Annotated in this window: 10 protein-coding genes and 1 pseudogene; 6 read left to right on the top strand and 5 right to left on the bottom strand. The window is 71.7% G+C overall.

Annotated elements, in window-relative coordinates; all coding sequences use genetic code 11:
• Positions 1-264: 264 nt before the first annotated feature.
• The 6 genes and pseudogenes from leuS (at position 265) to E5083_RS13580 (ending at position 8,862) form a co-directional block, all read left to right on the top strand.
• On the top strand, positions 265-3,162 hold the full coding sequence (gene leuS / locus E5083_RS13600; protein WP_135785901.1) for a leucine--tRNA ligase: 2,898 nt from the start codon (positions 265-267) through the stop codon (positions 3,160-3,162).
• 187 nt (positions 3,163-3,349) lie between these two features.
• Positions 3,350-4,063 carry a hypothetical protein gene (locus E5083_RS13595; RefSeq protein WP_135785900.1) on the top strand — a complete coding sequence of 238 codons (714 nt, stop codon included), beginning with the start codon at positions 3,350-3,352 and terminating at the stop codon, positions 4,061-4,063.
• Positions 4,064-4,127: 64 nt separating this feature from the next.
• The gene (locus E5083_RS13590) at positions 4,128-4,973 is read left to right on the top strand and encodes a DegV family protein (protein WP_135785899.1); all 846 of its coding nucleotides are present in this window, start codon (positions 4,128-4,130) and stop codon (positions 4,971-4,973) included.
• A gap of 119 nt (positions 4,974-5,092) precedes the next feature.
• Positions 5,093-5,788 (top strand): annotated as a pseudogene (locus E5083_RS13585) (SLBB domain-containing protein); the annotation flags it as partial.
• Positions 5,789-6,106: a ComEA family DNA-binding protein gene (locus E5083_RS32140; RefSeq protein ID WP_341869868.1), complete on the top strand. Its 318-nt coding sequence runs from the start codon at positions 5,789-5,791 to the stop codon at positions 6,104-6,106.
• A 251-nt stretch (positions 6,107-6,357) separates the two neighbouring features.
• A complete protein-coding gene (locus E5083_RS13580; protein ID WP_135785897.1) occupies positions 6,358-8,862 on the top strand; it encodes a ComEC/Rec2 family competence protein in 2,505 nt (834 codons plus the stop codon).
• 16 nt (positions 8,863-8,878) lie between these two features.
• Here the strand turns inward: E5083_RS13580 and E5083_RS13575 are convergent, their stop codons facing one another.
• The 5 genes from E5083_RS13575 to E5083_RS13555 all read right to left on the bottom strand — a co-directional run bounded on the left by E5083_RS13575 (position 8,879) and on the right by E5083_RS13555 (position 11,228).
• Positions 8,879-9,061 (bottom strand): hypothetical protein, encoded by a 183-nt coding sequence (locus E5083_RS13575; RefSeq protein WP_167513531.1) that lies wholly within the window; start codon positions 9,059-9,061, stop codon positions 8,879-8,881.
• Positions 9,058-9,477, bottom strand: a complete 420-nt coding sequence (locus tag E5083_RS13570; protein WP_135785895.1) for an ATP-binding protein — start codon at positions 9,475-9,477, stop codon at positions 9,058-9,060. Before E5083_RS13570 ends, E5083_RS13575 begins: the two co-directional genes overlap by 4 nt.
• Positions 9,478-9,633: 156 nt before the next feature.
• Positions 9,634-10,482 (bottom strand): helix-turn-helix domain-containing protein, encoded by an 849-nt coding sequence (locus E5083_RS13565; protein ID WP_135785894.1) that lies wholly within the window; start codon positions 10,480-10,482, stop codon positions 9,634-9,636.
• 7 nt (positions 10,483-10,489) lie between these two features.
• Positions 10,490-11,014, bottom strand: a complete 525-nt coding sequence (locus tag E5083_RS13560; RefSeq protein WP_135785893.1) for a DUF6879 family protein — start codon at positions 11,012-11,014, stop codon at positions 10,490-10,492.
• On the bottom strand, positions 10,986-11,228 hold the full coding sequence (locus tag E5083_RS13555) for a hypothetical protein (protein ID WP_135785892.1): 243 nt from the start codon (positions 11,226-11,228) through the stop codon (positions 10,986-10,988). Before E5083_RS13555 ends, E5083_RS13560 begins: the two co-directional genes overlap by 29 nt.
• Positions 11,229-11,329 lie beyond the last annotated feature (101 nt).

Here is an 11,329-nt window from a genome sequence, read left to right as displayed (position 1 = left end):
CCTTGACCCGGATTCAGATCTGGCGGCCGTACGGACATGTCTCACCTGCATACGCAAGCGCGTCGCGGCTTGCTCAAGGGCTGCGGTACCCTAGCGCCATGCGTGCTGTACGCCTTCTGCTTAGCGAGCCGCGCTGATCAGTACCGACCACCGGTCGCACCGGACGGTCGGCATCGGCGCGGCGTCCCCTCCTGTGTGAGGGGCTTTTTCGTTTCCGCGGGCAGATTTCCGCGGGCAGAGACGATCGATGGAGCTTTGAGGATCATGAGCGAGACGAACCCCGCCGCCACCGCTGCCGCGTCGGCGGAGGCCGCGCCGCACCGCTACACGGCCGCCCTGGCGGCCGAGATCGAGGCACGCTGGCAGGACTTCTGGGACGTCGACGGCACCTACGCCGCGCCGAACCCCACCGGCGACCTGGCGGACGACGCCGAGCTGGCGGCGAAGCCCAAGAAGTTCATCATGGACATGTTCCCCTACCCCTCCGGCGCGGGCCTGCACGTCGGCCACCCGCTGGGGTACATCGCCACCGACGTCTACGCCCGCTTCCAGCGCATGACCGGGCACAACGTCCTGCACACCCTGGGCTTCGACGCCTTCGGCCTGCCCGCCGAGCAGTACGCGGTGCAGACCGGCACGCACCCCCGCGTGTCCACCGAGGCCAACATGGAGAACATGAAGGCCCAGCTCCGCCGGCTGGGCCTGGGCCACGACAAGCGCCGGTCGTTCGCCACGATCGACCCCGAGTACTACAAGTGGACCCAGTGGATCTTCGTCCAGATCTTCAACTCCTGGTACGACGACGAGGCCAGGAAGGCCCGCCCGATCTCCGAGCTGGTCGCCCTCTTCGAGTCCGGTGAGCGCCCCGTACCGGGCCACACGCGCGCGTGGAGCGAGCTGACCGCCGCCGAGCGCGCCGACGTCCTGGGCGAGTTCCGGCTGGCCTACGCCTCCGACGCGCCGGTCAACTGGTGCCCGGGCCTGGGCACCGTGCTGGCCAACGAGGAGGTCACCGCCGACGGCCGCTCCGAGCGCGGCAACTTCCCCGTCTTCAAGGCCAAGCTGCGCCAGTGGAACATGCGCATCACCGCCTACGCCGACCGTCTGATCGAGGACCTGGAGGGGCTGGACTGGCCCGAGGCCATCAAGCTCCAGCAGCGCAACTGGATCGGCCGCAGCGAGGGCGCCCGCGTCGACTTCCCCGTCGACGGCGAGCGCATCACCGTCTTCACCACCCGCCCCGACACCCTGTTCGGCGCCACCTACATGGTGCTGGCCCCCGAGCACCCGCTGGTGGAGAAGTTCACCCCCGAGGCATGGCCCGAGGGCACCCACGACGCGTGGACCGGCGGACACGCCACCCCGGCCGAGGCTGTCGCCGCCTACCGCGCGCAGGCCGCCGCCAAGTCCGACGTCGAGCGCCAGGCCGAGGCCAAGGACAAGACCGGCGTGTTCACCGGCGTGTTCGCCGTGAACCCGGTCAACGGCGAGCAGGTCCCGGTCTTCATCGCCGACTACGTCCTCATGGGCTACGGCACCGGCGCCATCATGGCCGTCCCCGCCCACGACACGCGTGACTTCGCGTTCGCCCGCGCCTTCGAGCTGCCGATCCGCTGCGTGGTCGAGCCCACCGACGGCCGCGGCACCGACACCGCCACCTGGGACGACGCCTTCTCCTCCTACGACGCCAAGCTGGTCAACTCCGCCGGCGACTCCGTCACCCTGGACGGCCTGGCCGTCCCCGAGGCCAAGGCCCGCATCACCGAGTGGCTGACCGAGGCCGGCATCGGCGAGGGCACCGTCAACTTCCGCCTGCGCGACTGGCTGTTCAGCCGCCAGCGCTACTGGGGCGAGCCCTTCCCGATCGTCTACGACGAGGACGGCATCGCCCACGCGCTGCCCGAGTCGATGCTCCCGCTGGAGCTCCCCGAGGTCGAGGACTACAGCCCGCGCACCTTCGAGCCCGACGACGCCGACACCCAGCCCGAGACCCCGCTCTCGCGCAACGACGAGTGGGTCCACGTCACCCTGGACCTGGGCGACGGGCGCGGTCCGCGCAAGTACCGCCGCGAGACCAACACCATGCCGAACTGGGCCGGTTCCTGCTGGTACGAGTTCCGCTACCTGGACCCGCACAACGACCGCGAGCTGGTCGACCCCGCCATCGAGCAGTACTGGATGGGCCCCCGCGAGGGCCTGCCGCACGGCGGTGTCGACCTGTACGTCGGCGGCGCCGAGCACGCCGTACTGCACCTGCTGTACGCCCGCTTCTGGTCCAAGGTCCTCTTCGACCTGGGACACGTCTCGTCCGCCGAGCCGTTCCACAAGCTGTACAACCAGGGCATGATCCAGGCGTACGTCTACCGCGACAGCCGCGGCATCGCCGTCCCCGCCGCCGAGGTCGAGGAGCGCGACGGCGCCTTCTGGTACCAGGGCGAGAAGGTCACCCGGCTGCTCGGCAAGATGGGCAAGTCCCTGAAGAACGCCGTCACCCCGGACGAGATCGCCGCCGAGTACGGCGCCGACACCCTGCGCCTGTACGAGATGGCGATGGGCCCGCTGGACGTCTCCCGCCCCTGGGACACCCGCGCGGTGGTCGGCCAGTTCCGGCTGCTGCAGCGGCTGTGGCGCAACATCGTCGACGAGAACACCGGCGCCCCGACCGTCACCGACGCCGAGCCCGACGAGGACACCCTGCGCGCCCTCAACAAGGCGATCGACGGCGTCGGCCAGGACCTGGAGGGGCTGCGCTTCAACACGGCCATCGCCAAGGTCACCGAGCTGAACAACCACCTCACCAAGGCGTACGGCAGCGGCGGCGCCCTGCCCCGCACGGTCGCCGAGCCGCTGGTGCTGATGATCGCCCCGCTGGCCCCGCACATCGCCGAGGAACTGTGGCGCACGCTGGGCCACACCGACTCCGTCGTCCACCAGGACTTCCCGGTGGCGGACCCGCGCTACCTGGTCGACGACACCGTGACCTGTGTCGTGCAGATCAAGGGCAAGGTCAAGGCCCGCCTGGAGGTGCCGCCGGGCATCTCCGACGAGGAGCTGGAGAAGGCGGCGCTGGGTGACGAGAAGGTCGTCGCCGCGCTGGGCGGGGCGCCGATCCGGAAGGTGATCGTGCGGGCGCCGAAGCTGGTGAACATCGTCAGCGGCTGAGGGGTTTTCCTCGGCCGGGTGGCTGATGTGCGGCCGGTGCGTCGGGTGCCGGGACGGGTGCCGGGGCGAGTGTCGGGGTGATCCCCTACGGGCAGGTTCCGGGTTCCGATGGAACCCGTGGCCTGCCCGTTGCGTTTACCGTGTAGAGCGAGGCGGCTCGCGGCCGCGCCCGGAGGAGGAACGCGTCATGGAAGCAGTGATCACCGTGTTCGCCGTGCTCTTCGTGCTGCTCGTCGTCCTCGGCACCTACGCCACGGTGAAGGCGGTCGGCGCCGCCAAGCGCAGCGTGGACCGCACCATCGCCCAGGGCCGCCGCACGGTCGAGGACCACACCCTGCGCGCCAAGTCCCTCACCCGCCCCGGCCCCGCCGGGGAGATCGCCCAGCTCCGGCTCACCCTGCGCACCTCGATGCGCGCCACCCAGGACGCCCTGTACGCGGGACCGGCCGAGGACGCCTCGCTGAAGGAGTCCCTCGGCCTGTTCGAGCGCCTCAGCGTGCACGGCCGCGAGCTGGACGTCGTCCTCAAGCACCTGGAGTCCGAGCCCGACCGCGCCACCCTCACCGCCCGCCTCCCCGAGCTGCGCACCCGCACCGAGCGGATCACCGCCTCAGCCGACTCCCTGCGCTGGGCCGCCCGCGACCGCGCGAGCCGCTTCGCCGAGGACGACCTGGACGCCCTCAGCTCCCAGATCGACATCGAGGCGGGCGCCCTGCGGCACTGGACCACCACCTCGGCCCAGACCACCGCCCCCTGGCCCGAGGCCCCGGCCGGCACCGACGAGGCCGCCGCCCGCCGCCAGACCTGGCCCCAGGAACCGGAGGCCCAGGCCATCACCCCGCCCGCCGCCCGGCCCGCCTACCCCTGGCAGAAGAAGCCCCGCCCGGAGAGCACCGCCTGACCCCCGGCGCCCTCCTCCGGGGCTGGACTGCCGTGCCGGACCTACGGCAGGTAACCTCCAGCTCATGTCCCGCCATGTCGCTATCGTCACCGATTCAACGGCCTACTTGCCGCCGGGGCTGATGGAGCGCCACGGCATCACCTCGGTGCCGCTGACCGTGGTCCTCGGCGACCGGGCGCTCGAAGAGGGCACCGAGATCTCCACCCGCTCCCTGGCCCAGGCCCTCCAGAAACGGCGCCCGGTCACCACCTCCCGCCCCAGCCCCGAGGAATTCGCCCGCACCTACCGCGAGGTCGCGGACACGGGCGCCGACGGCATCGTCTCCCTGCACCTCTCCGCCGAGCTGTCCGGCACCTACGACGCGGCCGTACTGGCCGCCCGCGAGGCCCCGGTACCGGTCCGGGTCGTCGACACCGGCATGGTCGCCATGGCCCTCGGCTTCTGCGCGCTGTCCGCCGCCGAGGCCGCGGAGGGCGACGGCACGGTCGACGACGCGGTGACGGCCGCGGAGAAGCGTGCCGCGGGCACCTCCGCCCACTTCTACGTCGACACCCTCGACTACCTCCGCCGCGGCGGCCGCATCGGCACCGCCCAGGCCCTCCTCGGCTCCGCCCTCGCGGTCAAGCCGCTGCTCCGGCTGGAGAACGGCCGGATCGAGCTGCTGGAGAAGGTGCGTACGGCGTCGAAGGCGATCGCGCGGCTGGAGGAGATCGTGGTGGAGCGGGCGGCTGGGGCGGAGGTGGACATTGCCGTTCACCATCTGTCCGCGCCCGAGCGGGCTGGGGTGTTGGCGGAACGGTTGCGTGAACGGGTGGCTGGGCTGGCGGAGTTGCATGTCAGTGAGGTGGGGGCGGTGATCGGGGCGCATACGGGGCCTGGGTTGTTGGGGGTTGTGGTTTCGCCGCGTTGAGGTGCCGTTCGCTCCCGTCCCTCACTCCTGAGGGTGACGGAGTTATCCACAACGGGGGGCTTTTCCACGGTAATTGACCAAGATCCACTTTTTCTGGCGAGGTGTCCCATCCTCGGGTCATGACACTTCGATCACTGACCCGTGCAGCCACTCCGACCAGCGGTCCCGGCAGGGGGCCTTCCTCCGACAGCCGTATGCGGTACCGGCGTCCCACCGAGCGGGGGCGGGGCCGGCATCGGGCGCCGGTGCCGGGGGAGGAGGTGCGGCGACGGGCCGGGCAGTTGTTCGGCGAGGCTCCGGGGGAGTCGGGGAGCGGGCCGCCGGGGGGTTTGGATGCGGGGGTTCGGGGGGCGCGGGTTCTTGGGGCGCGGGGTGTGGGTGCGCGGGGTTTGGGTGCGGGAGCCCACGGTGCGGGGGCCCTGGCCGGCGAGGGCCGGCTCGGTGATCCCGGCCGGCGGGAGCGGGTCGTGCTCGCGCTGCGGGACCGGGTGCCGATGTGGGTGCAGGCGCGGTGCGGGGTGGAGCGGCGGGGGGTGGTGGCGCTCGGGGTGGTGCTGGTGCTAGCCGCTGTGCTTGCCGGGCAGCATTTCTGGGCGGGGCGTACGGAGAGTGTGAGCGCGCCTCAGGTGGTGCGGGAGGCTCCGGGGCGGGTGAAGGGGGCGGGGGAGGCAGGGGGTGTTTCCGTGTCCGCTTCTCGCAGTGGGCAGATCGTCGTGGATGTCAGCGGCAAGGTGCGTGATCCGGGGGTTCGGCGGCTGCCGTCTGGGTCGCGGGTGGCGGATGCGCTGAAGGCTGCCGGGGGAGTGCGGCCGGGGGTGCGAGAGGAGGGGCTGAACCGGGCGCGGTTCCTGGTGGACGGGGAGCAGATCGTGGTGGGGGCGTCGGGTGCGCCGCCTCCGGTGGGGGTGGGTGCGGTGGCGCCGGCCGGTGGGGGCCCGTCGGCTCCGGTCTCGCTGGGCACGGCGACGGTGGAGCAGCTCGACACGCTGCCCGGTGTGGGCCCGGTGCTGGCTCAGCGCATCATCGACTACCGCACCCAGCACGGCGGTTTCCGCTCGGTGGACGAGCTGCGCCAGGTGGACGGCATCGGTGACCGGCGTTTCTCGGACCTCCGGGCACGGGTGGGGCCGTGAGGGTCGAGTCCGGGTCCCGCTGGAGGGGTGAGGCCCATCCTCTGGGCGTGAGGGTCGAGTCCGGGTCCGGCTTGACGGACGCCGCCCACCCTCCAGGCGTGGGGGTCGAGTCCGGGTCCGGTTTGACGGACACCGCCCGTCCTCCGGGCGTGGGGGTCGAGTCCGGGTCCGGCTTGACGGACACCGCCCACCCTCCGGCTGGGAGGGCCGAGACCGACTCCGACTGGACGGACACCGCCCGCCCTCCGGCTGTGGGGGCCGAGTCCGACCCTGGCTGGAAGGGCGACTCCCACCCTCGTCAGGAGGGCCCGGTCGATCTGCGGCTGGCAGGGCCCGCGCTCGCCGCGTGGGCAACGGCCGCCGTGGTCCTGGATGTTCCGCTGGCGTGGTGTCTGGGGGTGGCGGGCGTGTGCCTCGTCGTCGGGGTCGCGCTGCTCCAGGTGGGCTCGGGGTCCGGCCGGTATCGCGCTCCGGTGGCGGCGGTGCTGCTGTGCGTCGCCGCGTCCGCCGTCTCGGCGGGGCTGCACGGGGCCGACGTACGGCGCGGGCCGGTGCCGGAGGTGGCGCGGAGGTTCGGGACGGTGATGGTCGAGGTGGAGCTGACGGGGGACCCGTGGCTGAGCAAGCCCCGGGTGCGGGGGGACCATGCGGCGCCGGTGGGGGTGTTGGCGCGGGGTGAGGTGCGGAGGGTTGGGGAGGCGGGGGCGGAGGGGGTGGGGGGAGGGGAGGGGGCCCTCACCCGTAGTCCCGTACTCCTCGTCGTGGACGCGGACGTACCGGCCCCAGGAGCCCACGGCGGCGGCCCCGAGGCCCGTGACGGCTGGCTCCTCCTGCTCCCCTCCACCCGACTCCGCCTGACCGGCAGACTCGCCCCGCCCACGACGACCGGTGACCGCACGGCTGCCGTCCTCCGCGTACGAAACTGGCCGCCCCCGGAAATCGCATCGGGCCCGACCGCCCCCCAACGCCTGGCGGGCCACCTCCGAGCCGGGCTCCGGCAGGCAACCGAGGAACTACCCCCGGACGCCCGCGCATTGCTACCGGGCCTGGTCGTAGGCGACACCTCCCGCATCACCCCCGAACTGGACGAAGCCTTCAAGGCGACCGACCTCGCCCACACCCTGGCCGTCTCCGGAAGCAACCTCACGATCCTGCTGGCCCTCCTCATCGGCCCCCCGGGCATGGCCGGCCTCGCCGAACGCCGGGGCATCGCCCCCTTCCTGGGCCTCTCCCTCCGCACCACCGCCCTGCTCGCGGGCGCGCTGACCCTGGCGTTCGTGATCGTGTGCCGCCCCGACCCCAGCGTGCTGCGGGCGGCGGCGTGCGGTGCGGTCGCCCTGCTGGCCCTGGCGACCGGCCGCCGCAGAACGCTCGTACCGGCGCTGGCCACGGCCGTACTCCTGCTCGTCCTGTACGACCCCTGGCTGAGCCGGAGTTACGGCTTCGTCCTCTCCGTACTGGCGACCGGCGCGCTGCTCCTGCTGGCGCCGCGCTGGAGCGAGGCCCTGCTACGGCGCGGAGTGCCCGCCCGCCTCGCGGAGGGACTCGCGGCGGCCGCGGCGGCGCAGGCGGCGTGCGCGCCGGTCGTGGCGGTGCTGTCGGCGCGGGTGAGCCTGGTGGCGGTGCCGTGCAACTTGCTGGTGGAACTGGCCGTGGCCCCCGCGACCGTACTCGGATTCGCGGCGCTGGCGGCGGCACCGGTGTCGATGCCGCTGGCCAAGGCGCTGGCGTGGTGCGCGAGTTGGCCCGCCGGATGGATCGCCACCGTGGCCCGTACCGGCGCGGCCCAGCCCGGCGCGGGCGTGGACTGGCCGGGAAGCTGGCCGGGGGCACTCCTGCTGGCCGCGGTCACCGTGGCCCTCGTCCTCCTCGGCCGGCGCCTGATCCGCCACCCCTGGTGGTGCGGCGCCCTCGCCCTGCTCCTCCTGCTGGCGGTCGTACGCCCCGCCCCGCTGACCCGCGCGGTCACCGGCTGGCCCCCGCCGAACTGGCGCTACGCCATGTGCGACGTCGGCCAGGGCGACGCCACCGTACTGTCCGCCGGCCCCGGCACCGCCGTAGTCGTGGACGCGGGCCCCGACCCGGCCCCGGTCGACCGCTGCCTGCGCGAACTGGGCATCACCCGCATCCCCCTGCTCGTCCTGACCCACTTCCACGCCGATCACGTAGGAGGGCTCTCCGGAGTACTGCGAGGCCGCACGGTAGCCGCCATCGAAACCACGACCTTCGCCGAACCCCCCGACCAGGCCGAGTCCGTACGCCGAGAGGCCGCCACCCACCACATCCCCCTCACCACGGCAGCAGCGGGCGAGGAACGCCGAGTGGGCCCCCTGACCTGGCGCGTCTTCTGGCCGCAGCCCGATGCTCCGGTTGCCCCCGACGACCCGAACGACGCCAGCATCACCCTCCTGGTCCACACGGCGGGCCTCCGCCTACTCCTCCTCGGCGACCTGGAACCTCCCGCCCAGCAAGAGCTGCTGCGTACCCCTGAGGCGGCCGACTTGGCCCGAGTAGACGTCCTGAAAGTCGCCCACCACGGCTCCGCCTACCAGGACCCCGCCCTCCTCCACCTGGCTGCCCCTCGCGTAGCCCTCATCTCCTGCGGCACCGGAAACCCATACGGCCACCCGGCCCCTTCCACCGTGACGGCCCTCCGCTCCACCGGAGCCACGGTGCTCCGCACGGACCGGGACGGCGCGCTCGCGCTGACGGGGATAGGCGGACCACATGGCGGGATGAAGGTGATGCGGGACTGAGGGCGAGACCGCTGACCTACTCCTGCTCGCGCGGGACTACCGTCAGCCTCTCGGGGTCCTCGGCCACCCACGTCGGCCCGCCGCCCGCGTGAGGCCGAAGGATGTACCGGGAGCCGTGTTGGACATCGGTCACGATGGCCTTCCTTCCGGTGACCTCGTCGCGTACCGCGTCCCCCACCCAGGGCTTGCCGTCCTTCATCGCCCCTCCACCCACAGCTCGCCCCACACCTGCTTGCCCCACGGGTACAGCTCGGTGCCCCATCGGGCCGTCAGCCTGTCCACGATCAGGAGGCCCCGCCCCCGTAACGGGATGCTGGTGAACTCGGTCCGAAGGACTGGCAGAACCTTCGACCGGTCGACCACGCCCAGCCGGACCGTGTTCGCCGTGGGCCGCCCGACGATCACCCGGATCGAGGCGCACCGGGCGTGCTCCACAGAGTTGGCGACCAGCTCCGACACGACGGTGACGGCATCCTCGACCAGCCCGTCCATACGCCACGCCGCGAGAGCGGTCCGAACGAGCCTGCGCGCCTCGGCGGCACTTTCCGGTTGCCGGGGGAGGGTCTGTGAGTACCCGGGATGCCCCGTAGGGCGGGGTGTGACGGTCACTGTCATCGGGACCTCGTCCGCTGTCGAACGTCCAGGAAGCCGCCGACGGCTCGTCACGTGTCGGCTCCGAAAAGCGGATGCCCCGAGCAGCAAGCGGTGTGAAGTGACCGTAGGGAAGGCGCGAAAGGCGCCTCTACGAGTTTCTACCGTTTTCTACAAGGACTACCTGAGGTGGGCAATGGCGCTGGTGATCAGGTCCCGCGCGGCACTGCCGTAGACCGCCATGCCGGCCAGCTCTTTACTTGCCCGGACGTACTGCTCGACCTCGCCGGGAGCCGTGATCTTGACGGCCGCCGACAGCAGCTCGACATGCACGCGGGCATCGTCGAAGACGTTGAAGGTCTCCAGGGTCCAGAGCGGCCGTGAAGCGGAGAAGGGGATCACGCCCAGGCTGACCGACGGCAGGGACATCAGCGTGAGCAGATAGCCCAGTTGGCCCGCCATGGTCTCGGAGTCGCCGATCCGGTACCGGAGGACCGACTCCTCCACCAGCACGGAGAACCGGTTGCCGTTGACGAAGAGCACCTGGGAGCGCCGCATCCGGGCATCAACGGCCTCCGCCACGTCATTCGGCGTGCGGTGGAACCGGGAGATCGAGTTGAGGAGCGCGGTGGCGTAGGAGGGGGTCTGGAGGAGTCCGGGGACCACGGTGGAGCAGTAGATCCGGAACAGCCGCGTGCGCTCGTACAGTTCGACCCGGGACTCCTGGAGATGCCGCAGGCCGGTGCGCTGCACGCGCCGCCACTCCATGTACATAGAGTCGGCTGTCTGGGCGGAGGCCACCAGGTCGTCGGCCAGATTCTCGGCACCGCAAGCCGCGCACCAGGCCCGGATGTCGGCTGTGCCGGGAGGGGTCCGGGCGTGCTCGATGCGGGAGACCTTCGAGGGGTACCAGTCCAGCCGCCGTGCAAGCTCGGTGGCCGTCAGCTCCGCCTCCTTGCGGATCTCCCGCAGACGGGCGGCCAGTTGTTGCCGGGCAGCTTGTACGGCGGCCGTCGGTGACTCGGTCATGCCTCGCTCAGGTGAGGTAGCGGTCGTGCGGGAGGGCTCGGGTCCAGATGTTCTCGAACGCCTCGGACACCCTCTTGATCAGGACGGGATCGTCGCTGAGGGTGTGGCCGACGAAGGCGCCGTCGCCGGAGAAGAGGCCGAACCGGATCAGGTCCGTGTCGAAGAGCCACAGGTCGTTGCCAGGCAGCAGCAGGTCCGAGGCCATCCGCCGGGGCAGCCACCGCACCTCTTCGCCCGCCATGACGTTCTGGAACGTACACGCGTGCTCGTAGCGGATGTACTCCGAGAGCGGCTCCGAGACGACCCGGGCCCGGCGAACTCGCACGCCCCGCTCCACGGCCTCGGCGACGGAGGCGTGGAAGTCGTTCCACCACTCCTCCCGGTTCTCCCGGCTGTGCCGTCGGCCGGCCCGCCAGGCGGCGAAGTCCGCGTCCTCGTCCGCAACTCCGTAGACGTCACGGGTCTCCAGGTGAACGGCGCTGTGCCGGCAACGGGACAGCAGCTCAGTGAACGGCGGGACCGTCTGCGACATCACACGCCTCCCTGATCGCCGCCACCATCCGAGCAGGCAGCCTGACGACGGCCTCGGTGTCCGGAATGCCGCCAGCCTGCAAGCACTCCCGCTCCGTCTCAGCGTCCGCCTTCCACCCCTGGACGACGAAGTCCCCATTCGCCTCGTCGACCCAGACGGTCGGGCAGTTGTCCCCGTTCGTGTTCGGGTCCTTGGCGATGAAGCGTAACGACATGGCTTTCCCCAATTCCTTTGACTTCTACGGGCTTCTACGACCGTCGCCTATGGCGGCGGTGAGGTCAATACCGCCAGAACGCCACTCCCACGGGGGCCCGG

It is taken from the genome of Streptomyces bauhiniae, from assembly GCF_004784475.1.
Lineage (GTDB): Bacteria > Actinomycetota > Actinomycetes > Streptomycetales > Streptomycetaceae > Streptomyces > Streptomyces seoulensis.
This window is presented reverse-complemented; position numbering and strand designations above follow the sequence as displayed.

Coding starts and splice junctions, on each gene's coding strand:
- E5083_RS13570 (WP_135785895.1), bottom strand. CDS start 9,477: ATGACAGTGACCGTCACACCCCGCCCTACGGGGCATCCCGGGTACTCA.
- E5083_RS13595 (WP_135785900.1), top strand. CDS start 3,350: ATGGAAGCAGTGATCACCGTGTTCGCCGTGCTCTTCGTGCTGCTCGTC.
- E5083_RS13590 (WP_135785899.1), top strand. CDS start 4,128: ATGTCCCGCCATGTCGCTATCGTCACCGATTCAACGGCCTACTTGCCG.
- E5083_RS13565 (WP_135785894.1), bottom strand. CDS start 10,482: ATGACCGAGTCACCGACGGCCGCCGTACAAGCTGCCCGGCAACAACTG.
- E5083_RS13575 (WP_167513531.1), bottom strand. CDS start 9,061: ATGAAGGACGGCAAGCCCTGGGTGGGGGACGCGGTACGCGACGAGGTC.
- E5083_RS13555 (WP_135785892.1), bottom strand. CDS start 11,228: ATGTCGTTACGCTTCATCGCCAAGGACCCGAACACGAACGGGGACAAC.
- leuS (WP_135785901.1), top strand. CDS start 265: ATGAGCGAGACGAACCCCGCCGCCACCGCTGCCGCGTCGGCGGAGGCC.
- E5083_RS13560 (WP_135785893.1), bottom strand. CDS start 11,014: ATGTCGCAGACGGTCCCGCCGTTCACTGAGCTGCTGTCCCGTTGCCGG.